Below are 24,540 nucleotides of genomic sequence, written 5' to 3'. Positions count from 1 at the left end.
TCGCAGCTGGATTTTTGAATGCCAGCTTATGTGCGTTTTCTTGTCCTTGCAAGTTACGAAAGCATCGCTAAAAAATCATCTTGAATCGGCCGGACGGTTGTCTTGAAACCCGCCGCTGAACAAATCACGCCGAACCCTTGCCGGGGATGCCGCGACCGGCGGTCTTACAGACAGCGGCGTGGCCAACGCCGCGCTTAACCGCCTCACAACCACCTCGCCTCCCGTTTCAAACGCTCGGCAATCAAATCGACGAAACTTCTAACCTTGGCCGAGGCGTAGCGGCCTTCGCGGTGCAGGACGTGGGTCGGGATCGGCGGCGGTTCGTGGCGGTTTAACACGGTTTGCAACTGGCCGCTGGCCAGGTAGGGGGCGATTTGGTAGGACAGCAGGCGGGTCAGGCCCAGGCCTTGCACGGCGGCTTCGATCGCGGCGTCTATCGTGGATGTGACTAATCGGGGTTGGATGCGTACGCTGTGCGCGTCGGCGCCGCTGCCGAAGCGCCAGTCCGGGCCGGCGCCGAGGCCGCCGGCGGCGATCAGGGTGTGTTTGGCCAGTTCGCTGGGGTCGTTCGGCGCGCCGTGGCGTTGCAGATAATCCGGTGCCGCGCATACCACCGGCCGCACTTGGCCGACCCGCACCGCCCGCAGGCTGGAGTCTGGCAATTCGCCGATGCGGATGCCCACGTCCATGCCTTCTTCCAATAGATTTACCACCCGGTCGACGAATAAGGCCGTGACCTGCATGGCCGGATAGCGTTGCAGGTAGTCAACGATGCCGGGCATCACGTACAGCTTGCCGAACTGCGCCGGCGCGGTGACGGCCAACTGGCCGGCCGGCTCCGCGTTGATGCCGGCGGCGGCTTCGTCGGCTGCGTCCACGTCGGCCAGTATCCGCTTGGCATCTTCCAGATAGCGCTGGCCGGCGTCGGTCACCCGCACCAGCCGGGTGGTGCGTTGCAACAGTTTGACCTGCAAGCGTTCTTCCAATCCGGTAATCGCCCGCGTCACCGCCGGCGGCGACATCGCCAGCCGCCGCGCGGCGCCGGCGAAGCTTTGCGCTTCGGCGACCGTAACGAACACCGTCATTGCTTGCAGTTTGTCCATATTTTGCCTCCTGGAGTGCGTTGAGCTATCGCCGCTTTAACGGTCGCCACGCGCCAGTTTTATTCCTATTTTCGGAATAGTCAATTGTAATTTATCTGTATTCTGTTTATTAGGCGTAATCAATACACTGTCCCCGCGGTTGGCAAAAGCCGGCCGCAATACCGATCCATCAATCCGAACATTACCGAGGTTTTTATGAAAATTTACGAATTCCGCGCTTTCCCGAATCCGCTGCGCGCTCGAATGGCCGCCGCCGAAAAAGGTTTGACTGACCGCATCGAGTTTGTGCAGGTGAATGTGCCGAACGGCGAACACAAGCTACCGGAGTTTTTACAACTCAATCCGGTCGGCAAAGTACCGGTGCTGGTGCTGGACGACGGCACCGCGATTGCCGAGTGTACCGCGATTACCGAGTATCTGGACCATTGCGCCGGCACGCCGGTTTTGACCGGCGAAACCGCCAAACAGCGTGCACAAATCCACATGTTGCAACGCCGCGCCGAGGCCTTGGTGCTGGATGCCGCCGGTGATTATTTTCACCACGCCACCGCCGGTCTGGGCAAATTGGAGCCGATTCAGATCAAGGAATGGGGCGAGTACCAACGCCAGGTGGCGATCAAGGGCATGCATTATTTCGACGGCGTGCTGCGCGGCCAGCGCTACCTGTTGGGCGAGCACTTGACGATGCCGGACATCACGCTGTTTGCCGGGCTGAAGTTGATCGACTTTATGCAAATCGGCGTTCCGGACGCCTGCAAAAATCTGCTCAGTTGGCGGGAGCGGGTCGGGCAACGGCCGAGCGCGTCGGCTTGATGCCATTTGGCCATGCTAACTGAGTAAGCCGAAAACCAGCACCGCGGACGGCTCGAGACCTGCCGTCCGTGACCCTGGATTCCCGCTTTCGCGGGAATCCAGGGTACAGAACAATTTTCACCATTCCGTAATCGAGGTAAACCGCCATGTCCAGAGCCTTTGCCGACCTTTGTTTTACCGATTCGGTGCGCGCCGCACAGCGCCGCTACGGCAGCCGGGAGGGCAATCTCGGTTTCGAAACCGCCGCCGATCCCCGCGCCGAGCTGGGCGAGACCGAGCAAGCCTTCGTCGCCGAGCGCGACGGCTTTTACCAAGCCAGCGTAGGCGAAACCGGCTGGCCCTACGTGCAGTTTCGCGGGGGCAGCGCCGGCTTCTTGAAAGTGTTGGACCCGCGCACGCTGGCTTATGCCGACCAGCGCGGCAACCGCCAATACATCAGCGTCGGCAATCTGGACGCCGACGGCCGGGTGGCGATGATCCTGATGGACTACGCCGCACGGCGCCGGCTGAAAATTTGGGGCGTGGCTCGCATCGTCGAGTTGGGCGCGGCGGACTGGCCGACGGTGCTGCCGGTCGAAGCCGGCGTCGAGCGGGCCATCGTGATTGCGGTTAAGGCTTACGACTGGAATTGTCCGAAGCACATCACGCCGCGCTTTACCGAAGCGCAGATTCAACCGCGCCTGACCGGTCTACAAGCGGAAATCGAACGCTTGCAAGCCGAAAACCGGCGGCTGCGCGACGCTCTGCAAGCTGTCGAACGCCGCTACCTGCCGTAATCGGCGGCGCAGGCATTGAGCCGTGCCACGCCGCCCCAATCTTCGAACAGTTTTTGCGCCGCCGCGTCGATGCGTTCCGGCGTCAGGTAGGGATCGGCGCTGTCGCCGCTGGCCGGGAAGATCAGCACCAGCGCTTGCGGTACTGTCCAGGCCTTGCCTTTGAATGCGCCCTTGCCGCGCACCTCCTGGTAGTTGGCCGGCGCCGCGCTTTTGCCGAGCAATTTGCCGTTCAAGGCAACCGAGCCTTCGCCCAATTCCTTCGCCGGCCCGGTATCGCCGACCACGGCAAATACCGGTGCGGAACTACCCGGCACCAGCGCCACGGCCAAATCGCCGACCTTGGCATGGCGTTTGGCAAATTCCGACAAGGTGTTCTTAGTGGGATTTTTCGGCAGCACCAGCGCTGGCGTGACCAAGGCATCGGCATAGTTGCCGATGTCGCAGACGTCGGCCACATTGGGTTTGTGCAAGGCGGTGGCGGACACCAAAAATCCGTCCACCGGCGGACAGGGTTTACCGCCCTTGAACGGAATGATCGCCGACGCGATTTTGGTTTGAGCCAATAGCTCGGCCGGCCATCCGTTTGCAAAGGCTTTTTGGGTGAGCAACCGCCGGCTGCGCAGCCCGTCCTTACTCAGTCCGGCGCAGGCGTCGCTCATGGCGTTGCACAGGTTGTTCAAGGCTGTTTCCTCACCCCAAAAATCGTCGACGCTGTACGAGCGACGAGTGCCGTCGGTATTGACGTTCAACCCTTCGATGAAAAACAGCGCCTTGGCCTCGCGATCCGACCAGACCGGGGTGAAGCCGGTTTTGGCATTGCCGTCCGGCTGTTTGAAGGCTTGCGCCATGTCGCAGTCGGCGGCATGGCCGGCCGCAGCGGATACCAGTAACAACAAACCGCAAGCGATCGCGGTACGGCGGGCAGATTTGGCTAAGCGGCAATCGGACATGGCGGCCTCCGGCAGTAGGGTCAATGCTGTTGAGTATCTAATATGCTTGCGGAGCGCGCTCGAAATATTTGCAGGCCGACAGTTTTGCCAACATCGAACCGGCTAACGCAGCAATTTGGCGTCGGCGGAATGGCTTGCCGCAGCGTTACCCAAGTAGGGATGAAAAGCCAATTGCCGGCAAAATTCGGCGAATTGGTCGGCCGGCATCGGCTTGGCCAGCAGGTAACCTTGCAGCAAGTCGCAGCCCTCGCTTTTCAGAAACTCGGCATGCTCGGCGGTCTCGACACCTTCGGCAATCACGGCCAGACCCAAACCGCGGGCCATGGCGATGATGGCGCGGATAATGGTAGCATCGCTGATATCATCGATGCAGTCGCGGACGAAAGATTGGTCGATCTTCAACACGTCGAGCGGGAACTGTTTCAAATAGCCGAGATTGGAATAGCCGGTGCCGAAGTCGTCGACGGCAAACCGCACGCCGGCCTGACGCAGGGCATTAAAGGTCCGCTGGCTTTCCTCGGAGGGCCTGAGCAGGCAGCTTTCGGTCAATTCCAATTCCAGCGCGCCCTGGCCTTCGGGCAGGCAACGCTGCAAGATTGCCAAGGTGCGAGGGGCGAACTGCGAATGCCAGAATTGGGCGGGAGACACGTTGACGCCGATATGGAATTCGGCATCGACCAAGTTCAACCGCCGCCACTCCGCCAGCGTATTTAAAGCGGTCTCGAGTACCCATTCGCCGATAGGCAGAATCAGACCGGTTTCTTCCGCCAGCGGAATAAACTCGGTCGGCGAGATCATCTCGTGTTTGTACTGCCAACGCAGCAAGGCTTCGGCGCCGATCAGGCGGCCGCGGGCACTATCGTATTTGGGTTGAAAATACAGCATCAGTTCGCCCAGCTCGCGGGCGCGTTTTAGACCGCTTTCCAGATTCAAGCGCCGTGCACCGCGTTGTTGCAAGGCCGGCTCGTAAAAGCGGTAGGTATTGCGGCCCTGGGTTTTGGCGTCGTACATGGCGCAGTCGGCATAGCGAATCAAGGCTTCGCTGTCGTCGCCGTCATGCGGGCAGAGTGCGATACCGATACTGAAGCTGGTACTGATGTCGTGACCGCGGATCGTAAACGGCTTGTGCAACGTGTGGCCGATCTGCTCGGCCAAGCGTGCGGCATCGCGACGGGCCTCGGCCAATTCGCGGCTCAAACCGTCGAGAATGACTACAAATTCGTCGCCGCCCATACGCCCGACCGTATCGCCGGCTCTGACCGCATGCCGCAGCCTATCCGACACTTCCTGCAACAATTGGTCGCCGAAGGAGTGGCCCAGCGTATCGTTGACGTATTTGAAGCGATCCAGATCCAGAAACAGCAAGGCCATCGAGCTGCGCCGACGATGGGTCTGGCTTAACGCCAGTTGCAAGTGGTCCTTCAACAAATTCCGGTTGGCCAGCCCGGTCAGCTCATCGTAAAAAGCCTGGCGTTCCAACATGCTCTGATAACTTTGCACTTCGGTGCGGTAATCGGCCAACCACGACACCATTAGATTGAAGGCCCGCCCCAACTCGCGCACTTCCGGGCCGCCGCTGTCCAGTTCCACCGGCTGCATGCGGCCGTCTGTCAATTGATGGGCGGCATCGGCCAATCGCTTCAACGGCGACGCAATCCGGGCGGTCATGGTTAACGACACCGCCAAGCCGATCAGCAAAATCACCGCGACCACCAGCAAGCCCCAACGCACGGCGTGGCGCACCACCGCGACGAAATCGTCCAGATTCATTACCAGCCGCACTTCACCGATCACCGTGCTGCTGGGCGTTTGCAGAAACAGCGCGTCTTCGTTCTGAAAGCCGCCGCTGGTGATCGGCCGCACAATCTCCAGCAAACCGTGGCGGTGCGAAGCCTGCCACCAATCCCAGAAACTCTCCGGACCTTTACCCGACTGCGGCAGCGGCCGGGAATCGTATTGGGTGTCGACCGACATCCGCGCCAATTCGCGGCCCTGAGCGTCGACAATCACCGCATAGGCCAAGCCCGGCACCTTGCGCAGCCGTTCCAGTTGCCGTTCCAGCAATTTGCCCTGGCCGGTGAACACCGCGTATTCGCTGGTCTCGGCCAGCATCATCGCCAAAGCCAGGCTGTGCTGCTGGCGGGCTTCGAACTGACGGGTCAATTGAGTGTAGGTGGCAATAAAGCCGACGCTGAGCGCAGTCACCAACACCAACGCAACGTTCAGCAGATTGAAGCGGGTCGCCATCTTGATCGAGCTCCGGCTCATGGCGACACCTCGCTGATTTCTCCCAGCCACCGTTCCGGAAAGCTCAATTTCATGTGCTCCAGGGTACGACCGTTGTATATGACCCTGACTTTGCGCGGCGACTGCGGCGGCAGACTGGACGGCGCGGCGCCATTGGCGAGGATGCGCCAGGCCAGATCGGCCGCCTGAGCGCCGAGATCGGCGTAATCCCAATCCAAGGCGTATATCGCCCCGGCCCTGACCCATTGTTCCGACAAACCGATCAACGGCGTGCGGTTGCGGAACGAGTACAACAGCAATTCGCGTACCGCCACCGCGTTGAAAGCCGCCACACCGTCGACCGCCCACAACGCGTCGAGCTGGGCCGGCAATTGTTTCAGTAACTGGGGCAGTTCTTCCGGCGCTGCCGCCGGGGCCGGCACCAACTCCACGCCGTCGGCCTTAGCCAATTGCTGCAGATCATGAAATGTCGGCTCCCCCCGCCGCGGATCGAAAATCACCGCGATGTGGCGAACGTCGGGCAACAGCCGGCGCAACCATCGCCAGTGCAACGCCGGTGAAAACTCCAGGCCGACGCCGGTCAAACGCGGTTGGCCGAGAAGCTCTTCGCTATCCAGTAACAAGCCGGCCACAATCGGCACCGATTGGCCGGAGGCCAAGGTAGCGCGCGTGGCCGGGGTACCCAGAGCCAACAGCAAGTGCGGCGTTTCCGCACGCAGACGTTCGGCTACCACCGGAGCCGGTTCGTCGCCGACGGTTCGGGTTTCGATGTGGGCGTGCACCCCGTGTTGCGCCAACGCATCGCTGAAGCCCTGCACTGCCTGTCGATACGGTGCGGAATCGTGGCTTTGCAATATCAGGATGTCGGTCGCGAGTGTTTTACCGAAGGGGCATAAGGCAGCGACGCCCAAACAGATCCGGGCGCAACTCCTGCTCAATTGTGGCTTGGCCCGCAACCACAGCAACAGCAGCCACTGCCATCCGCCTATAGCGAGCCGGGGTCGTAACGCTACGGCGGATTTAAAATTCAAGGGCCAACCTCAGACGCAGATTGCGACCATCCTGAGGAATCTGATCGGGTAGATTGGCATTGGGCGGAATCCGCGGATCGGTGTAATTTTCGTCGAACAGGTTGTAAACGCCGCCGGTCAATTCAACCCCCGGCAGCCACTTGCGCGAAAACAGCACCAAGTTGCTAACGGTGTAATCGCCGGTCTGGACATAGCCCGGATTGGCCCGCTGGCTGACGTATTGCAGCTCCCAGCTGGCAAACAATTTATCCTGCCACAACGGTGCGCTGACATTGAGCTTGACCATGTGCGTCGGCGAATTGGGCGCCTGTTCCAGCCCGGCGATCCGGGTCTGTTGGTAGGTATAACTCAGGCGGCCTTCGAAGCTGCGGTAACGGCCCTGCAACTGGGTTTCCAGGCCGTGCGCCTCGGCATTGCCCTGGTTACGGAATTGCCTGACGCCGCCGGCATCGACCTGATTGATCAGATTGCTCAGCTTGTTGTAGTAAGGACTGAAGCGAAGGTTGAAATACTCGTTGATGCGTTGTTCCAGGACAATTTCGTAGGATTCTATCCGCTCCGGCTTCAAATCCGGATTGCCGATCCAACTGCCGGAACAACAGGTGTAGTAGGTTTCGAAGGCGTTCGGCGCACGGAATGCAGTGCCGTAAAGCAGCTTGAGCGTGGTATCGGCGAAAGGCTGGTAAATCAGGCCCAAACGCGGGTTGGCGGTACCGCCGAAGTTGTCGTAATGGTCGTAACGGGCACCGGCGTGCAAACTCAAATTGTCTAGGATCTCCCACTCGTCTTGCAGGTATACGCCGGCAATGCTGCTGTTCAAACGGTTGTCCGCCCATTGAAAACCGCTCTGCACGTCGTAATTGGCCATGCGCTGAACGTAATTGCGGCGGTATTCGCTCCCCAAGGTCACGCGGTGCTTGTCGAAAAAGGTGTGACTCAACAAAACTTCACCGCCCAACCAGTTGCCCTGCCAGGAATCCTGGTTGGTGAGCAGTGGTTGCGGGGCCGGGCGACTGTTCAAGTCGTCCTCGAATTCGTAGCCGTCCCAAAACAAGCGGCCGGTAACCTCCCAATCGCCGCTGAAGGTATGCCGGTAATTCAAATCGGCATAGGCCCGGCGGTCGTCGTAGTGGCTATCCGGCACGCCGAAATCGGCGCCGGCGCTGCCGGCCGGCAGGTATTTTTTACGCTGCATGTAACCGCCGCTCAACGTAAAGTCGCCCCAAGCCAACTTGCCGAACAAGCGTTCGACTTGCTCTTGGTCCAACCCATTGGCAGAACCCAAATTACCGTAGTCCAAAGAATGGTGACCGTCGCTATGGTAATAACTGGCCGACAGCAGGCCTTCCATACCGTTGGCGAACTTCTGCCCATAGCTGACCTGGCCTTGTTCACTGTCGTAGCTGGCGACTTCGCCGCCCAGCCGCACGCCTTGCAGATCGCGGCCGCGCTGGGTGATGACGTTGACCACCGCAAATACCGCGCTGCTGCCGTACAGAGACGACGCCGGTCCGCGCACCACTTCAACCCGCTCGATGTTTTCGACGTCTACCAAAAAATCCCGGCCCAAGCCGGCATAGTCCTGCAAGCTCTCGTTGACCCTGTGGCCGTCGATCAACACCAGAATGCGGGTGTTGTAATCGCCCGGCGGCGCAAAGCCGCGCACGCCGACGCGTTGGTAAGCGCGATCGTAGGCGCTTAAAAAGCCGGGCAGACTGCCCAACATGGCGGCAACGGTACGCCAGCCGTAATGTTTGATCTGTTCGGAAGTGATGACATCGACTGCGGCGGGAGCTTTGGTGATCGGCTGCTCGTGGCGCGAGGCACTGAATACCGAGGGTAACTCGCCGAACAATACCGCCTGTTCGTCTTCGGTTTCCGCTGCGGCGGCGGCCTCGGCGCTGAGCGCAGGGGCGCTCAGCGACAGGCAAACGAGTAACGCAACTCGGCAATTTCCGGTCAAACAAGGCATGGCGATGGGGATTCGATTCAAGTTAGGCACAAAGCATTAGAGCTGCATAAGCTTAGCCAATCGAACACGAATGCCAAATGGATAAATCGTTTCTGCGTTTTGCCATACTCCCCCTCTCGGCATCGTTCCTCGATACCGCACGACGATTAAGTCACAAGGCCAGTGATGGCGGGTACTGTACACCGATTGATGCGGTACCACGAACTATTAATAACCTCCGTCTGGCAAAAAGCAGGGCAAGCCGAAACCCGGAACGGTTTCCGGCCACCGGCGTTGGACCGATTCCGCGCAACCGGCACGACCGGAAATGCGTGGCGCCGCCCGTTTCTCGGTTCTCACCCCGGACGGGCCTTGACCAACCGCCTGCCCACGGAAATGCAGGCAGACTTGATTCCATCCCCCGATCGGTATCGCGCTAGGCAAACCGGCCGTTTTGATAGTCGAATATAGCCTGTTCGATCTGCTCCCGGCTATTCATGACAAACGGCCCGTGCTGAACGATGGGTTCGCCCAGCGGCGCACCGGCGACCAGCAAGACCCGGCTGTCCTGCAGCGCGCGGATTACCACGCCGTCGGCCTCACCGGAGTTGCTTAACACCGCCATCCGCCGTAAACCGGCATTCCGTCCGGCCACCTCGATTTCGCCGGCATAAACGTAGAAAAACGCGTTATGTCCGGCCGGCAACGGCTGCTCGAATCGGGTTCCGGCCGGCAGGGCCAGATCCAGCACCAAAGGTTCGGTAGTCGGCCGTTGAATTGCGCCGATGACGCCGTGGCTGGCGCCGGCCAGCACCCGCACCTGCACGCCAGCCACGGTGAATTGGGGAATCTCCGGGCTTTGCACGTCCCGGTAGCCGGCCGGAATCATCTTGGCGGCGGCCGGCAGATTGATCCACAATTGAAACCCGGCCAACAATCCATCTTTCTGTTCCGGCATTTCCGAGTGGACGATGCCGCGGCCGGCCGTCATCCATTGCATGCCGCCGGTTTCCAGCAAGCCTTCGTGGCCGGCGTTATCTCTATGGCGCATCCGCCCGGCCCCCAGGTAGGTCAAGGTCTCGAAGCCGCGGTGCGGATGGTCCGGGAAACCGGCAATGTAATCGTCGGCCGACTCGCTGGCAAACGCGTCCAGCATCAAAAACGGGTCCAAGCGTCGCTGCAGATCCTGAGCCAACAACCGGGTCAATTTGACGCCGGCGCCGTCGGAGGTCGCCCTGCCCTCCACCAGCCGTTCGATATGCCGCGACTGCAACACGGTCTGGCTTTGTTCGATTTGTGTAGTCATGACTAATCCCCTCTCGCTGGAAATTTAAGCGGCCAAAGCCACGATTCGATCTTCAGCGGACCTAAGCGCAGTTTGTTCCGCATCCTGGCCCAGCGCCAGGCCTTCGGCGTAAACGAACTCGACGTCGGTCATGCCCAAAAATCCCAATACCGTGCGCAAGTATGCGCTTTGGCTGTCGGCTGCGGTACCGCGATGGATACCGCCGGCGGTTTGGATCACGTACACCTTTTTACCCTTTAACAAACCCTCCACGCCTTGTTCGGTGTAGCGAAACGTGACTCTGGCCTTGGCTATCGCATCGATCCAGGCTTTCAATTGCACCGGTATGCCGAAGTTGTACATCGGTGCGGCAATCACGATCCGATCGGCTCTTTGAATCTCTTCGATCAAGGTATCGTCCAAGGCCACCCGCTGCGCCTGCTCGGAGGTACGCTGCTCGGCCGGGGTGTTGAATGCAATCAACGCGGCCTGGTCCAGCCAGGGATGCGGCGTTTTTGCCAAATCGCGTACCACCAATTGCGCCTGCGGAAATTGCCGGCGCAGTTCGGCGGACAAACTGTCGGCCAACCGGCTGGAATAGGCATTTTCGGCTTGAATGCTGGAATTGATTTGCAGGATGTTCATGTCGGTCTCCCAAAATGTTGAAGTCGGGATGACTATACGCTGCGGCGATAATGGGCAGAAGACCGAAAAATGGATAACATTGTTCCACAGGAGGAACAATTGATGAGCATCGAAGCCAACGATCTGTGGCTGTTCGCCAAAATTGCCGATGCCGGCAGTTTTTCCAAGGCCGGCGAATTGCTGGGCTTGCCGAAATCGACCCTGTCGCGGCGTATCAGCCATCTGGAAAAACAATTGGGTGAGCGGCTATTGCAGCGTACCACCCGCCAGTTACATCTGACCGAGTTCGGTTTGCGCCTGCTGCAGCACGGCCGCCAGATCGGCGAGGAAATCGACGCCGCGCTAGCCTGGGCGGAACACCGGCAAACCGAACCGAGCGGCCGCTTACGCATTTCGCTACCGAACGACTTTGCCACTTTATTCCTGGTGCCGGTGTTGGCCGACTTCAACCAGCGCTACCCGGCAATTGCCTTGGAAATCGATTTATCCGCCCGCCGTGTCGATCTGGTCGGCGAAAATTTCGATCTGGCGATTCGGATGGGTGAACTGCCGGACGACGCCAGCTTGACCGCCAAACGATTGAGCCAACAAGATTGGGGCTTGTATGCGTCGCCGGAGTATTTGGAACGGCACGGGCAACCGCAACAGCCGGAAGACTTGAGCCGCTATCATGCCTTGACTTTGCCCGGCCGCTACCGCGAGCAACCGCTGTGGCAGCTCGACTGCGGCAATCTAAGTTGGCAGGGCTTGCCGCCGGCCCGGATTTTGGCGAATTCGCCGGAGTTGCTGGTCAAGCTGGCCTGCCGCGGCCGCGGCATCGTTGCCGCTCCGGTTTCCTATGCGGCAGCCTATTTAAAAAGTGGGGAATTACAACGTGTGCTGCCGGGGTGGTGCTTACCGCAAACCACGGCCTGGCTGGTGTTTCCCGGCCGAAAGCTGATGCCCGGCAAAACCCGTGCGTTTATCGATTTTTTGATCGCAAGCCAGCAAGCGCCGGCATAGAACCGCACCGACGGCGCCTCCTGCCTTGAGTGCGACGCAACCGGCTAAAATTCGAGCGCCAGCTTACCGTAAACACCGCGGGAAACCCCGCCCGGTTGGATGATGCCGGACTCGTCGATGTATTCCAGCCGCCCGTCGTCCAACAGGTTTTGGCCAACCAAGGACAATTCCAGGCCGGGCAGGACTTTCCAAGCCAGGCGGGTATCGAAGCTGGCGCGGCCATTAAGTTGCCGCAACTGGTTGCCGGCTCCGTTGCCGACCACACTACGCGGCCCGGTGTAACGCAACCAGAAATCCAGCGAAATCCGATCGGTCGGGTTGATTGCCGCGCGCAGCGACAGGTTATGCTGCGGGCTGGCCTGTTGCGCCAAGCCGACGAGAGTGCCGAACTCGGTTTTCAGCAGGCTGTAATTGGCATCCCAGCGCCACCAGTCCGCCATTTGCCAGACGGCTGCCGCTTCGAAACCGTAGGTATCGGCCTTGCCCAGATTGGTAACGCTGACCGGTTGTAGCAGGTGCAATACCGGCGCAGCCAACAATGACGGCGTCCCCATCTGATAAGCGGTCAGGTTATCGTAGTCGTTGTAAAACGCAGTCAAGTCCAGCGAAGCCTGGCTGGCCCAGGCGAAGCGGTAGCCCAATTCGTAGGACAGCACGTCTTCGGCCCGAAAACTCCGGTTGCCGTTCAGCACGACTTCAGTCGGCAAGGCCCCCAATCCCGGAACCTCCGTGGGAAGCACACCGTTGAGAAAACGAATATCGTGATCGGCCCGGGACGGTGTCCGCACGGCGCGGGAGAAAGCCGCCCAGATTCGTTGTTCCAAAGTCGGTGCCCACATCAATCGCGCCGTGGGCTGGCCTTCGAACCCGGAATAGGAATTGTGTTCGAACTTGGACCCCAGCGTAAGCCATAGCTTGTCGTCCACCAACATGATCTCGTCCTGCACGAATGCAGTAAACAAGTGAGTATCCCGCTGCAAACGTGTGGGCTGAATCAACGGACTGTCCGAAAATTCGTCCAGATTTGCCCGGTAACCGACACCCCAGATCGCGTTCTGCCGTTCGCCGATGGCGAAACTGTTTTGAAAATCCAGATCCAGTGTATCCAGCGACTGTTTGGCAAACGTGTGGTTGCCACGTTCGGAATGGTCGTAATAAAACTGCAGGCTGTATTCGGCGGTAGTGGAAAAGGTGTGCCGCAAACGCGACAGAATATTCGCGCCCGAGGTCGAAAAATTCTCGATCAGTCCCTGCTGAAACGGCGAACTCAGCACCGGCAATAGCGCGTTTTGGCTCAAGCCGCTGCGGTAAAGGTCGCCTTGCAAGGTCCATTCGTCGCGGTCGGACAGGTGGGAATCGATTCTAAATCCGCCTTGCTGCTTATCCCAGCGGTCGGCACTGGGCGCAAAGCCCTCAACCTGCTCCAGGCCGTCGCGCTGGAAGCCCTTGACGTAAACCCGGCCGAAGCTGTTGTCGCCCAATTGCTTGCCGTAACGCAAGGCGCCGAAACCGGTCTCCAGCGTACCGCCGCCACCGGTAACTAAACCGCCGCCGGTATCCTCGGCCCGCTTGGAAATGATATTGATCACGCCGTTGACCGCATTCGCGCCCCACAGCGTCGCCGCCGGCCCGCGGATCACTTCGATGCGTTCGACATCTTCCAGCATCACGTCCTGAGCATCCCAATACACACCGGAAAAGCCGGGGTTGTACACGCTACGACCGTCGATCATGACCAGCAGTTTGTTGGCAAAGATGCCGTTAAAGCCGCGGATGCTGACCGCCCACTTGCTGGAATTGACCCGTGCCACGTCGACGCCGGGCGCCAGGCGCAGAGCTTCCGGCACACTGGTAACGCCGGCGCGTTTGATGTCCTCGTTACTGATTACATAGACCGCCGACGGTGCGTTCGAGACATAACCGGCCTTTTTCGAAACCGAGGTCACCTGCGATTTCTTGCGGGTGGAAATGACCTGAATGTTCAACAGATCCGCCGTATCCATCTCGGTCACGGGTTGCCGTTCGACGTCCGCTGCGTCGGCGCCGGTTGGGACCAACACGCTGAAACCGGCAAAAACAACGGCCAAATAGGCTTTGTGAATCATCTGAGATTAATGCAGTCGCTCTGTCAACAAACCAATTCCGGCTATTCCAAATTCGGCCGCCGCCGGTCGACACAACCTCAGTTTCGGCCGTAAAAATGGGAAGCCCTTCAAACTTGAAGCATAGCCGTTTTTGCAACATCCGATGCGTCGGTAGCGCATTTTCCGGTGGCCGTGCCGGCAATCAACCCCGACCTCGAATATCGTTTGCAGTTATTGCTTGAGCCAGGGACACGCGCGGCCCAAACCGAACACCAGCGATCAATTTAATGCGGGGATCGGATAACCAGCGAGCCTACCAAGGCAGCGCAGAACCGTCGTATTTGACGAAGCGACCGCTATCGGCCAATTCGAATCCGGCAATCAGCCGGCGCATGCCGCTGACGCTTTCCTCGACATCGATCAAGCCATTCGGCCCGCCCATATCGGTCCTGACCCAGCCCGGATGCAAAATCAGCACGCCGACACCGCTGGAACGCAAATCGATCGCCAGGCTTTTCATCGCCGCATTCAAACCGGCCTTGCTGGAACGGTACAAAATGCTGCCGCCGCTGGTGTTATCGGCCATGCTGCCCATCAGACTGCTCAACGAGGCGATCAACGGTTTTTCGCTACGCTGCAAATGCGGCAGAAAACACTCGGCCAGCTTCACCGGCGCCATCACATTGATCGCCAAGGTCGACGCCCAGGTTTGGTAATCCAGTTTGCCGAAACCGCGTCCGGATTGATCGCCGTAGACCCCCGCGTTATTGATCAACACGTCGATTTTGCGCCCGGCCAGACTAGCGGCCAAGGCTTCGATTTGAGCCAGGTCGGCAACGTCGAGCGCTGATATTTCGATATTCGAATATTGGCCGGCCAAGGCCCGCAGTTGCGCCGCCTGTTCCGGCCGGCGGCAAGCCGCAATCACCTCGCAGCCGGCTGCCGCATATTGCCGGCAAAATTCCAGACCCAAGCCGCGGTTGGCGCCGGTGATCAGTACAGTTTGCATCGTGTAAGCTCCAAAAAGTCGATTGAAACAAAGGGCGCCAGCGGCCGGATCGCCGCTGGCGCAAATAATTGAAATACCTGGCGGCAAAATCGGAATATGCCCGGAACTATTCGCTTTTCCGCATGCCTGACCGCCACATCGAAACCCTGAATCCAGCGGAGGCCATTATGCAAATGCAAGCCGTCAAATCCAGCACGATAGAGGTGGTCGGTTACGACAAAGATACCCACAAAATGCGGGTTGCCTTCAAAGACCGTCCAGCCCAGGAATTCTGCCACGTTCCGGAGCAACTGTTCAGCGACTTTCTGAAAGCGCGTTCGAAAAACCGGTTTTACAAACGCCACCTGCAAAACCTGTTTCCCTGCTGAATCCAAGGTAAAACGCGGCGTCGACAGCTCTGCAACCTTTGGGGGCTTCCTCCAGAACTCGGCGCCGCTATGCCGGTTCGCGGCCCCGGCCAATTTTTCGATGCAGCGGATTGAGATTCCAGCCAAACACGCTCGGCCGACGCCGTGCCGCCGACCTGGCAACGCTCAGTCCTTCAGCCGCGTATTACATGTCACCAAACCTTAACAGAACTGAAACTTAGTTTTCTTTTGAGCTGGTTAACATTTGTGTTGCGAGTTCTGCGACGCAGTTCTTAGCCAAACACAACATAATTCAGTAACCCCAAGGATATACCAATCATGAACGCTTTTAGACTGACTCTGATCTCGGCCGCTGTAGCGACCCTGATCGCACCTACCGCTCACGCGGCTGCCACCGAGTTCGACAATTTCACGCCGATGACCGGCAACACCACGCCGCTGAATCCTGGCTCCGCCACGCCGTACAAATTGTCTTCGCCTAACTTTAGCCAACAAACCATCGCTGACCGTAAAACCCAAAATACCTTGGTTCCAGGTTCTAACTCAGGCAGTTGGGACATGATCGCCGCCAACGAAACCGGCCCTAACGCCGGCCGCTATTTGTTCATGCCATTCGAAACCGGCACCGGCGGTGTGCAACGTATCGATTTGTGGGATAACAACTACAACACCCGCACCACTACCATCGTCGCTCCAGGCACCCAAGGTTTCGTATCCGGCGATGCATCGTTGTGGACACCATGGGGCGGTTATCTGACTGCGGAAGAATCCTGGGGCGCCGGCAGCTCTAAAGGCCGTTTGTTCGAGGTAACCAATCCCACCACCGCGGCCGCGAACGGCGGTACCTTCATCCAACGTTCGATTCTGCCCCGCGTTTCTCACGAGGGATTGGCGTTCGACAAGAACAACAACCTGTATTTCGTTGATGAGTTGAACGGTGGTTCCGTCTACAAATATGTTTCGGCCAATCCGTTGACCACCAATGGCAACGACTTTTTTGCCGCTGGTCAAACCTTCGCTTTGAAAGTTGGCGCCGGCGGCCAATTCGAAGGCAACAACGCGCCGGCGATCACCGGCGCCTCGACTTGGGAAGCGATCACCGATGTTAACGGCGGCGTATTGGCCGGGATTTCTAGCCAGTTGGCCGATGGCACAATCGATGGCCGAGTCAGCGCAGATAACGCTGCCGTGAAAGGCACCGGCTTCAACCGCCCGGAAGACATGGAAATCCAGAATCTGGACAACGGTAACCAATTCTTGTATTTCACTACCACCGACTCCGATAACGACGGTAACACCGCTAATGGCCGTAGCCGTGTTTATTCGATCGATTTGGGTACCAGTGAAGTCAAACTGTTTGCCGACAGCAACACGATCGATATGGCGACAGGCTTGGCGGCTGGCGGCGAATTTAAAAATGCCGACAACTTGGCGATCGACGCCGAAGGCAACATCTACATCATCGAAGATCAAGACGGCGGTGTGGAAGACGTTTGGTTCGCTAAAGACGAAAACCGCGACGGTGTCGCCGAGTCGATCGGTAAATGGATCAGCTTGACTACTGCCGGCGCCGAAAGCACCGGTTTGTATTTCGATAAATTCAACCCGAACAAAGCCTACATCAACGTGCAACATCCGGCCGACGGTATCGACCGGACCATCATGCTAACTGCGGCACCGGCTGCGGTGCCGGTTCCGGGCGCGGTATGGTTGTTCGGTTCGGCAATCGCCGGCATGATCGGCTTGCGCCGCCGTAAAGCTTAATCCAAAGCAATCCCCATACCCCGTCCTGCGGTTTCCCACTCCCGCAGGCGACCCCTTAGCGCCTGCCGCGATTAATATCCGGCAGGCATTTCTTCCGGTTCCCACGGCTCTCCGCTCATCGTTATACAGCAAGTGCCGTCATGCCCGCGGGACGCGGGCATCCAGTGCCATGGACGGCAACTTCAAGCGATCCTTGCAGCCTGGATTCCGGCAATCCCTGCCGGAATGACGGTTATCAAACAGAGATGTGTATAACGGCGAGCGGTCCTCCGCGGGAACCCACCCCGCATTGAAAACGGCTACGACTTGTTACGCCAAAACATGGGAACCCGCAAAACGGAACCGTTGCCAAAGTGGCCGATTGTAATTGCGCGAACCCTATCGTTTCCGACTACTTGATTTTTCAAGGAGAACACGGGCTACTGCTGATGCCTGGCTCGTTTACACGACTAATTCGGTCCTGGCTTTCGCAGACTACGTCATGATCGATTTTGCCATCCTGATGTTGCAACTTTAGCCGTCCGTTCCGGTTGAAAGCCTGATAAGTCTCCCCGGCGACAGCATGGAATAACAAAGTGCAGGTTGTGTCTCGCGCGGTAATGACATAAGGCGTTGAACTGGTTGTCTTTTTTTCGCAGACTTTTTGCTTTTGGTTATTGAATTCCTGTTCCTTACATTCGCAGGAACCGGTTTGGGAAGTGGTATCGCCGGCTACTTTTTTTTCAACGATGGCGGTCTCCATCGTTCTTACGCTACGAAGGCCGGGTAATACATAGACTTTACTGAATCGGTCCAGCTTGACTTTATTCGATGCATTTACATCCCAAGTTCCTGTGTCGGGATCATCCAATTCAATACGGCCAACAAAAATATTGGGCCCCCAAGAGGTTTCGTTCCAGTGTTCGGAAAACCATAGCAGCATATTCAACGGAAACACCCAGAATAGAGGTACCTTGGACAGCGCAGGCGCTTTGAGCTCGATCGTGGCGACTTGATTGTCGGGTAACTCGGGTCCTCGATAGCCTTTAGCGCTGCAAGCCGTCAAGCAGATGCTGCATACCAGAGCGGCATAGTGAAGGATTCTAGTCTGCATGATCAAATCTCCGTTTCGCGGTTTAGTTAAAGGTCAGCTTGTTCTCGCCATTGGCTCGGTACACCAAGCCAATGCGGCAAACGCTGGGATTGCGGAATCGCTGCTGCCGTAAACAGGCTTGCCGCGCAACGGACACAGTCCTTCGCTAGCGGATTGCCAACTTGCCGAAAATCGGTCTTGCGCGAGGCATGGGGGCGGTCTGAAGCAGGCGTGTAGTCGTTCGCGTAGCCAATGTCGGTGAACGCGCTTAACCCGGACTTAACGAATCAGCCCAGTCGCCCGGGGGTTTAGTCGCATAGAAAGATGTTGGGGGGATTTTGGCAAATGCGCCTTTGCGATTCCCACGGTCCGCCGTGGAAATCCAGGCTACAAGAAGAACTTGGGGCTACCGTCCATGGCGCTGGATGCCCGCGCTGCGGTCACGCACACCGCAACGCGGCCAGTCCGACATTCCCACGCAGCGCATGGGAACGAGAGAAAAAGGTATGCGGTGCGTAACATATCAGGCTGTGTGTAATACGGCGCAATGCCCTCAGGTTTGCGCCTTACGGCCTTGCTTACTACGTGGGTTCGCGCGCGTCGCGTGGGAACCCACATGTTTCGCGCCGCAGTCACGCATGCCGCAACGCGGCCAAGCCCGACATTCCCACGCAGCGCGTGGGAACGAGAAAAAAGGTTGTTTTTCCCGAACAATGCGCACCGCATGCCTGAGTTTGTCGATATGATCGACCAGCAGCCGGGATTTGCGTTCGAGCAAATTCACCGTGAAGAAATAAATTCCGCCAGGGACGCGGTTACGTCGATAGTTTGGCATTGGTAAAGGTTAGCCAATTTGGCGGATGACGCTTCGCTTATCCGCCCTACGATCCTACAGCCTGGCGCGTTCCGCCTTACGAGCCAGGAAATTATTATTGCATTAGCCACGCGTTCGTGATAATGATACAGCAGAATTTTTACTATCTAATCACTTTGAACTAGCAGGTTGGTGAAAAACCATACTCTAGCCACTAATTCAGCTAGAAGAGGCCTTTATTTAGTCAAAGCCAACCTCGTAACACTAAATATAGGCTCGATTGGTTGTAAAAAAGAGTTTTTCACCAACCTGTTAGATACGATATATTGAGAAAATATAATTGATTTTTTTAAAAAAATATCATGTTTACATCGAACTTAAAAATAACTACTCTTAATAAAATTAATTCCGCATTTTAGTGTCTGGCTATTTATTATCCAGTTATTCTCTTGCATGCCAAGGGACATTAGAACTATCTGGCGGTGATTTAGGATGCCAAGCACTTGTTCAAGAGCCATACGTCATATCGTTAAAAAAATGCAATTTTACATCTATACCTGAAATAACATTAAATGGTGTAACTACAGATCTTGGCAAATACGACTCTGTATCTGCCACAGTAGATGATGTAACAAAAACAAGATTAACCGTTATTGTCACAACTCGCGGTCGTCATGGCAATGAAGTATGTGCAAGAACAGCATTAGTTTGGAGAGCAGAAGAATAGCATGTCTATTCAATTTCTCATGCGTGATTCTATGATTTTATTGGAGTTAACATGAAAGGCTTTTATTTGGTTTTTATAACCGCGTTGTCGACCGCAACAATATCTGTTCGCGCCGAAGATTCTTCAGTCGAAAAATACAAATCATCAGATGCAATATTGCTTGCCCAAAACTGCCCCAATGATACTAAGCTTCGACAATGTTATTTAAATTTTGAAATGTGTGCAAAAAGATGTGAAGCACAGGATGGCGGTATAAAAGCAAGCTCTCCTTGTGTAAATTCTTGCAGAGCAGAATCAGAAGAGTGTCGTCTAAATTCAATTAGATGTTAGGAACCATAAGGTCCGATTAGCGAAGCTTAATAGGATCTATGTAACGTTCAACCAACCACCTTCAACTCGATAGCGAACTCGATAACGTGCGCAGATAAGATGTTCCGACGGCAGGAGGCGCATCAATCGCGACCGATGCACTTCTCTCCGTTCAACACATATCCTCGACCGGCCGTAGGGCGGATAAGCAAAGCGCCATCCGCCATTCAAGCACCACGGACTCGCGATCCATTTCCCCGGCGACAACATGACCGCAATGGCAATGTTAACCAACCACTCTCAATGTCTGCGACAACGCCAAAACCTCAGCCTTCTTCAACGACTTACTAAGCAGCATATAAGTATCCCGATCAAACGCCGGAACACCGGCCTGCAGCAACTCCGCGATTTCCGCGTCATTTTTGGCGGTGCCCAAGTAACACCAGCGGTCGATCACATGCAGTTCCTCGCCTTCGCGGACGCCAATCGCGCCCGGATACGGCCAGACCGCAAGTTTGAGTTTTTGCATGGCGATCAGCACCCGCGCCGCGTGGGCCAGCGGCGCTTCGCTGCCGACGCAGGCGCCGCGGCATTTTTTGATCTGGTAACCGAAGCACGGCCTCCCAGCGGCGGTTTTCTCCAAGCCCAGCACGCTCAGGCACAAACCGTGCTGTTCGGCGACGCCGCGCAAGGCTTTTTGGGCGTCGCGTTGGCTGTGGTACAGGCCGTAGAGATTGTCCTGGGCGCCGAAATCCAGCTCGCCGGCCCAGCTCAATACCGGCTTGAGCTGTTCGCCCTGTTGTTGCAATTGCCAGGCGCACAGGGCGTTTTTGCGACGCAGGCGCTGGTTGTGCACCGGGGTTTTGTCCTTGATCAAGCGGGCTTCCAGCAACAGCGCGCCCAACTCGCCGGCGGTTTCGATCCAGTCGATGCGGCGTAATTGCTGGGCCAGGCTCATCTCCTTGCTGTTCTTGTGGTCGGCGCCGAAATGCGCCAGCACCCGGTTGCGGATGTTGACGCTTTTGCCAATGTAAAGCGGCAGGTCGTTCTCGCCGTAAAACAGGTAGACGCCGGGGGCTTCCGGCAAATCGTGGATCAATAACGGGTCGATATTCGACGGCAGGCTGGAGCGGCCGACCAGACGCTGCACCGCGGCATCGACGGTTTCCTCAGAAAATTGCTCGCAAGCCTGAGTCCAGAATTGATGAATCAATTGCGCGTCGGCCAGAGCCCGGTGCCGGTCCTTGGCTTGCAAACCGTGGCGTTCGATCAGGCTGTCCAGATTATGGCGGTGGAACTGCGGATACAAGGCCCGCGACAGTTTGACAGTGCACAAGACTTGCGGCCGAAAGCTCATGCCCACCCGACTGAACTCGTTCTTCAAAAACCCATAGTCGAAACGGGCGTTGTGGGCGATGAACAGCCGGCCATCCAGCAATTCCGCCACTTCGCCGGCTACTTGCGCAAAGCTCGGCATCTCGGCGACCATCTCGTTGCTGATGCCGGTCATTTGTTCGATGAACAACGGAATCCGGGTTTGCGGATTGACCAATTGATTCCATTCCCGCACACCGTCGGCGTCGACCAGGACGATGCCGATTTCGGTGATGCGGTCCTTGGTGGCGGTGGCGCCTGTGGTTTCCAGGTCGACGAAGGCCAGCGGCTGGTTAATGAGTTTCGGCATCACACTCCGTCGCGGCTTGCGCCCAATCCAGCGGGCAACTGCAAAATACATGGCGGTCGCCATAGACGCTGTCGATCCGCCCAACCGGCGGCCAGTATTTGTCGTCGTGCTGATGGCTGTCCGGGAAGAAGGCTTTTTGCCGGGAATACGGCAGCTTCCAGTCCTCCAGCAACAGCCGGTGGGTATGCGGCGCGTTGTGCAACACGTTATTTTCCGGGTCGGCGCTGCCGGTTTCGATCTCGCGGATTTCTTCGCGGATCGCAATCATGGCCGCGCAGAAACGGTCGATCTCGGTTTTGTTTTCGCTCTCAGTGGGTTCGATCATCAAGGTATCCGGCACCGGAAACGACACGGTCGGGGCATGAAAGCCGTAATCGATCAGGCGTTTGGCAATGTCTTCGACGCTGACGTTGGCGGTTTTTTTAAAGGCATGACAATCGATGATGCATTCGTGCGCCACCCAGCCGTTGGCGTCGGTGTACAAAATCGGATAATGCGGCGCCAGCCGGCGGGCGATGTAATTGGCGTTCATGATCGCAGTCAAGGTGGCGCGGCGCAGGCCGGTCGCGCCCATCATCGCGATATAGGCCCAGGAAATGGTCAGAATGCTGGCCGAGCCCCACGGCGCCGCCGACACCGTACCCACCGTGCCGTGCTCGCCCTTGGCCGGATTGACGCCCTCCACGACCGGATGCTCCGGCAGATACGGCGCCAGATGCGCGCCGACGCCGATCGGGCCGACACCGGGCCCGCCGCCGCCGTGCGGAATCGCAAAGGTTTTATGCAGATTCAAATGCGCCACGTCGGCGCCGATCTTGCCCGGCCGGCACAAACCGACCAGCGCATTGAAGTTGGCGCCATCCATATACACTTGGCCGCCGTGTTGATGGACGATGTCGCAAATCTCCCGAAACGCTTGTTCGTACACACCGTGGGTGGACGGATAGGTAATCATTAGCGCCGCCAGCGTGTCTGGGTATTGCGCGGCCTTGGCGCGCAGATCGGCGACATCGACGTTGCCGTGATCATCGCAGGCCACGACCACGACCTGCAGCCCGGCCAAGGTGGCGCTGGCCGGATTGGTGCCGTGCGCCGAAGCCGGAATCAGGCAGATGTTGCGCTGGCCTTGACCGTTGACCTGGTGGTATTTCCTAATCACCAGCAAGCCGGTGTATTCGCCTTGCGAACCGGCATTGGGTTGCAACGAGAAGGCATCGAAGCCGGTCAGGTCGCAGAGCATGTCTTCCAGTTCGGCGAACAACTGCTGATAGCCCTGGGTTTGGTGCAGCGGCGCGAACGGATGCATCGCCGCAAATTCGTAAAACGAGATGGCCTGCATTTCGGTGGCGGCGTTCAGTTTCATCGTGCAGGAACCGAGCGGAATCATCGCTCGATCCAGGGCAATGTCGCGCCGCGCCAGCCGGCGCATGTAGCGCATCATCTCGGTTTCCGAGTGGTACAAGCTAAACACCGGATGGCTCAGAATCGCATCGTCGCGCAACAACGAGGCGGGAACGCATTCCGCCAGGCCGGCATCCAGCGCGGCGATGTCGGGCAATTCGCTGATCGGCGAGGCGAAGATTTGCCAGAGCGCGCGGATATGGTCGCGGGTGGTGGCTTCGTCCAAGGCAATCCCCAAGGTATCCGGATCGATCACGCGCAGATTGATGCTCGCCGCTTCAGCCTGAGCGGCAAAGCGCCGCGCCCGGTTGGGGACACGGATTCTAATCGTGTCGAAATAACACTGGCTCAACACCTGGTAACCGCTGCGCGCCAAGCCGGCGGCCAGAATCTGGGCGTAACGATGCACCCGGCCGGCGATCAGGCGCAAGCCGTCGGCGCCGTGGTAAACCGCGTAAAAACCGGCGATTACCGCCAGCAACACCTGCGAGGTGCAGATATTGCTGGTGGCCTTGTCGCGGCGGATGTGCTGCTCGCGGGTCTGCAAGGCCATCCGCAATGCGACCTGGCCGTGGCTGTCCTTGGAGACGCCGATCAAGCGGCCCGGCATCGAGCGTTTGAAGTCATCGCGGGTGGCAAAGAACGCCGCATGCGGGCCGCCGTAACCCATCGGCACACCAAAGCGCTGAGCACTGCCGACCACGATGTCGGCGCCGAACCGGGCCGGCGGCGTCAATAGCACCAAAGCCAGTAAATCGGCGGCGACAGTGACCAGCGCCGATTTGGCGTGGGCCAACGCGGTAATTTCGGTCAAATCGTGGATTTCGCCGCCGCTGTTGGGGTATTGCAGGATCAGCGCGAAAAACTCGTGCCGCTCCAGCCCGTTGAATGGGTCGGTGACCACCACCTCGTAACCGAGCGAGCCGGCCCGGGTTTTGACCACGGCGATGGTCTGCGGATGACAGTTCTGGTCTATCACCACCGTGTTGGCTTGGCTTTTCGCCAAGCGGCGCGCCATCGTCATCGCTTCGGCGGCGGCTGTGGCTTCGTCGAGCAACGAGGCGTTGGCGATCTCCATGCCGGTCAGGTCGATGATCATTTGCTGAAAATTCAACAACGCTTCCAGCCGGCCTTGACCGACTTCGGCCTGATACGGCGTGTAAGCGGTATACCAGCCGGGATTTTCCAGCACGTTACGCTTGATCACCGCCGGCATGATCGTGTCCGAATAACCCATGCCGATCATCGACACCATGACTTTATTGCGTTCGCGCATGGCGCGCAGGTACTTGATCACCGCCCGCTCGCTGATCGACCCGGTCAGTTTTAACGGCTCGTGGTTAAGAATATCGGGCGGCAGCACCCGGTCGACGATTTGTTCCAGGTCGTCCAGGCCCAATTCGGCCAGCATGGCCCGAGTTTGCTCGGCACTTGGGCCGATATGGCGTTGAATGAAGTTACCGCGCATTTCCAGTTGATCGAGGCGGAGACGATGGCTCATGGGT

The 24,540-nt window shown here is 57.9% G+C and carries 19 protein-coding genes; 7 read left to right on the top strand and 12 right to left on the bottom strand.

Annotation, left to right across the window (positions count from 1 at the left end):
• Positions 1-203: 203 nt before the first annotated feature.
• The gene (locus PL263_RS19680; protein ID WP_278210972.1) at positions 204-1,103 is read right to left on the bottom strand and encodes a LysR family transcriptional regulator; all 900 of its coding nucleotides are present in this window, start codon (positions 1,101-1,103) and stop codon (positions 204-206) included.
• Positions 1,104-1,298: 195 nt separating this feature from the next.
• On the opposite strand from PL263_RS19680, the gene PL263_RS19675 reads away from it, so the two are divergent.
• Positions 1,299-1,916 (top strand): glutathione S-transferase, encoded by a 618-nt coding sequence (locus tag PL263_RS19675; protein ID WP_278210971.1) that lies wholly within the window; start codon positions 1,299-1,301, stop codon positions 1,914-1,916.
• 146 nt (positions 1,917-2,062) lie between these two features.
• The gene (locus PL263_RS19670) at positions 2,063-2,692 is read left to right on the top strand and encodes a pyridoxamine 5'-phosphate oxidase family protein (RefSeq protein WP_278210970.1); all 630 of its coding nucleotides are present in this window, start codon (positions 2,063-2,065) and stop codon (positions 2,690-2,692) included.
• On the opposite strand, the gene PL263_RS19665 is transcribed toward PL263_RS19670, so the two are convergent.
• The 6 genes from PL263_RS19665 to PL263_RS19640 all read right to left on the bottom strand — a co-directional run bounded on the left by PL263_RS19665 (position 2,680) and on the right by PL263_RS19640 (position 10,801).
• Positions 2,680-3,642 (bottom strand): glycoside hydrolase family 75 protein, encoded by a 963-nt coding sequence (locus PL263_RS19665; protein WP_278210969.1) that lies wholly within the window; start codon positions 3,640-3,642, stop codon positions 2,680-2,682. The two genes, PL263_RS19670 and PL263_RS19665, sit on opposite strands and share 13 nt — an antisense overlap.
• A gap of 102 nt (positions 3,643-3,744) precedes the next feature.
• Entirely contained in the window at positions 3,745-5,910 is a 2,166-nt protein-coding gene (locus tag PL263_RS19660; protein ID WP_278210968.1) for an EAL domain-containing protein, read from the bottom strand.
• Complete coding sequence (locus tag PL263_RS19655) at positions 5,907-6,920, bottom strand: ABC transporter substrate binding protein (protein WP_278210967.1); 1,014 nt, start codon at positions 6,918-6,920, stop codon at positions 5,907-5,909. Before PL263_RS19655 ends, PL263_RS19660 begins: the two co-directional genes overlap by 4 nt.
• Complete coding sequence (locus PL263_RS19650) at positions 6,910-8,892, bottom strand: TonB-dependent receptor (RefSeq protein ID WP_278210965.1); 1,983 nt, start codon at positions 8,890-8,892, stop codon at positions 6,910-6,912. Before PL263_RS19650 ends, PL263_RS19655 begins: the two co-directional genes overlap by 11 nt.
• Before the next feature lie 415 nt (positions 8,893-9,307).
• Complete coding sequence (locus tag PL263_RS19645; protein WP_278210964.1) at positions 9,308-10,177, bottom strand: pirin family protein; 870 nt, start codon at positions 10,175-10,177, stop codon at positions 9,308-9,310.
• A gap of 24 nt (positions 10,178-10,201) precedes the next feature.
• The gene (locus PL263_RS19640) at positions 10,202-10,801 is read right to left on the bottom strand and encodes an NAD(P)H-dependent oxidoreductase (protein WP_278210962.1); all 600 of its coding nucleotides are present in this window, start codon (positions 10,799-10,801) and stop codon (positions 10,202-10,204) included.
• A 69-nt stretch (positions 10,802-10,870) separates the two neighbouring features.
• Here PL263_RS19640 and PL263_RS19635 point away from each other — a divergent pair, with 69 nt between their 5' ends.
• On the top strand, positions 10,871-11,803 hold the full coding sequence (locus tag PL263_RS19635; RefSeq protein ID WP_278210961.1) for a LysR family transcriptional regulator: 933 nt from the start codon (positions 10,871-10,873) through the stop codon (positions 11,801-11,803).
• 44 nt (positions 11,804-11,847) lie between these two features.
• Here the strand turns inward: PL263_RS19635 and PL263_RS19630 are convergent, their stop codons facing one another.
• Positions 11,848-13,908, bottom strand: coding sequence for a TonB-dependent receptor (locus PL263_RS19630; protein WP_278210960.1), 2,061 nt, complete (start codon positions 13,906-13,908; stop codon positions 11,848-11,850).
• Between the two features lie 292 nt (positions 13,909-14,200).
• Positions 14,201-14,896, bottom strand: a complete 696-nt coding sequence (locus tag PL263_RS19625; protein WP_278210959.1) for an SDR family oxidoreductase — start codon at positions 14,894-14,896, stop codon at positions 14,201-14,203.
• A gap of 167 nt (positions 14,897-15,063) precedes the next feature.
• On the opposite strand from PL263_RS19625, the gene PL263_RS19620 reads away from it, so the two are divergent.
• Both PL263_RS19620 and PL263_RS19615 read left to right on the top strand, forming a co-directional pair.
• Positions 15,064-15,264, top strand: coding sequence for a KTSC domain-containing protein (locus PL263_RS19620; RefSeq protein ID WP_140912985.1), 201 nt, complete (start codon positions 15,064-15,066; stop codon positions 15,262-15,264).
• A 318-nt stretch (positions 15,265-15,582) separates the two neighbouring features.
• The gene (locus tag PL263_RS19615; protein ID WP_278210958.1) at positions 15,583-17,028 is read left to right on the top strand and encodes an alkaline phosphatase PhoX; all 1,446 of its coding nucleotides are present in this window, start codon (positions 15,583-15,585) and stop codon (positions 17,026-17,028) included.
• Between the two features lie 403 nt (positions 17,029-17,431).
• On the opposite strand, the gene PL263_RS19610 is transcribed toward PL263_RS19615, so the two are convergent.
• On the bottom strand, positions 17,432-18,121 hold the full coding sequence (locus PL263_RS19610; RefSeq protein WP_278210957.1) for a hypothetical protein: 690 nt from the start codon (positions 18,119-18,121) through the stop codon (positions 17,432-17,434).
• Positions 18,122-19,332: 1,211 nt separating this feature from the next.
• Between PL263_RS19610 and PL263_RS19600 the strand changes: the two genes are divergently transcribed.
• Both PL263_RS19600 and PL263_RS19595 read left to right on the top strand, forming a co-directional pair.
• Positions 19,333-19,641, top strand: a complete 309-nt coding sequence (locus tag PL263_RS19600) for a hypothetical protein (protein WP_278210955.1) — start codon at positions 19,333-19,335, stop codon at positions 19,639-19,641.
• A 51-nt stretch (positions 19,642-19,692) separates the two neighbouring features.
• A complete protein-coding gene (locus tag PL263_RS19595) occupies positions 19,693-19,971 on the top strand; it encodes a hypothetical protein (RefSeq protein WP_278210954.1) in 279 nt (92 codons plus the stop codon).
• A 265-nt stretch (positions 19,972-20,236) separates the two neighbouring features.
• Here the strand turns inward: PL263_RS19595 and PL263_RS19590 are convergent, their stop codons facing one another.
• Both PL263_RS19590 and gcvP read right to left on the bottom strand, forming a co-directional pair.
• Positions 20,237-21,634 (bottom strand): 3'-5' exonuclease family protein, encoded by a 1,398-nt coding sequence (locus PL263_RS19590; protein ID WP_278210953.1) that lies wholly within the window; start codon positions 21,632-21,634, stop codon positions 20,237-20,239.
• Positions 21,618-24,536, bottom strand: a complete 2,919-nt coding sequence (gene gcvP / locus PL263_RS19585; RefSeq protein ID WP_278210952.1) for an aminomethyl-transferring glycine dehydrogenase — start codon at positions 24,534-24,536, stop codon at positions 21,618-21,620. Before gcvP ends, PL263_RS19590 begins: the two co-directional genes overlap by 17 nt.
• Positions 24,537-24,540 lie beyond the last annotated feature (4 nt).

The organism is Methylomonas sp. EFPC3, from assembly GCF_029643245.1.
Taxonomy (GTDB): domain Bacteria; phylum Pseudomonadota; class Gammaproteobacteria; order Methylococcales; family Methylomonadaceae; genus Methylomonas; species Methylomonas koyamae_B.
Note: the sequence above shows the minus strand (reverse complement) of the source record. Positions and strands in the feature narration are given on the sequence as shown.

Excerpts from the sequence above, each read along its gene's own strand:
- PL263_RS19680 (WP_278210972.1), bottom strand. The coding sequence starts at position 1,103 with ATGGACAAACTGCAAGCAATGACGGTGTTCGTTACGGTCGCCGAAGCG.
- PL263_RS19675 (WP_278210971.1), top strand. The coding sequence starts at position 1,299 with ATGAAAATTTACGAATTCCGCGCTTTCCCGAATCCGCTGCGCGCTCGA.
- PL263_RS19670 (WP_278210970.1), top strand. The coding sequence starts at position 2,063 with ATGTCCAGAGCCTTTGCCGACCTTTGTTTTACCGATTCGGTGCGCGCC.
- PL263_RS19665 (WP_278210969.1), bottom strand. The coding sequence starts at position 3,642 with ATGTCCGATTGCCGCTTAGCCAAATCTGCCCGCCGTACCGCGATCGCT.
- PL263_RS19660 (WP_278210968.1), bottom strand. The coding sequence starts at position 5,910 with ATGAGCCGGAGCTCGATCAAGATGGCGACCCGCTTCAATCTGCTGAAC.
- PL263_RS19650 (WP_278210965.1), bottom strand. The coding sequence starts at position 8,892 with ATGCCTTGTTTGACCGGAAATTGCCGAGTTGCGTTACTCGTTTGCCTG.
- PL263_RS19645 (WP_278210964.1), bottom strand. The coding sequence starts at position 10,177 with ATGACTACACAAATCGAACAAAGCCAGACCGTGTTGCAGTCGCGGCAT.
- PL263_RS19640 (WP_278210962.1), bottom strand. The coding sequence starts at position 10,801 with ATGAACATCCTGCAAATCAATTCCAGCATTCAAGCCGAAAATGCCTAT.
- PL263_RS19635 (WP_278210961.1), top strand. The coding sequence starts at position 10,871 with ATGGATAACATTGTTCCACAGGAGGAACAATTGATGAGCATCGAAGCC.
- PL263_RS19630 (WP_278210960.1), bottom strand. The coding sequence starts at position 13,908 with ATGATTCACAAAGCCTATTTGGCCGTTGTTTTTGCCGGTTTCAGCGTG.
- PL263_RS19625 (WP_278210959.1), bottom strand. The coding sequence starts at position 14,896 with ATGCAAACTGTACTGATCACCGGCGCCAACCGCGGCTTGGGTCTGGAA.
- PL263_RS19620 (WP_140912985.1), top strand. The coding sequence starts at position 15,064 with ATGCAAATGCAAGCCGTCAAATCCAGCACGATAGAGGTGGTCGGTTAC.
- PL263_RS19615 (WP_278210958.1), top strand. The coding sequence starts at position 15,583 with ATGAACGCTTTTAGACTGACTCTGATCTCGGCCGCTGTAGCGACCCTG.
- PL263_RS19610 (WP_278210957.1), bottom strand. The coding sequence starts at position 18,121 with ATGCAGACTAGAATCCTTCACTATGCCGCTCTGGTATGCAGCATCTGC.
- PL263_RS19595 (WP_278210954.1), top strand. The coding sequence starts at position 19,693 with ATGAAAGGCTTTTATTTGGTTTTTATAACCGCGTTGTCGACCGCAACA.
- PL263_RS19590 (WP_278210953.1), bottom strand. The coding sequence starts at position 21,634 with ATGCCGAAACTCATTAACCAGCCGCTGGCCTTCGTCGACCTGGAAACC.
- gcvP (WP_278210952.1), bottom strand. The coding sequence starts at position 24,536 with ATGAGCCATCGTCTCCGCCTCGATCAACTGGAAATGCGCGGTAACTTC.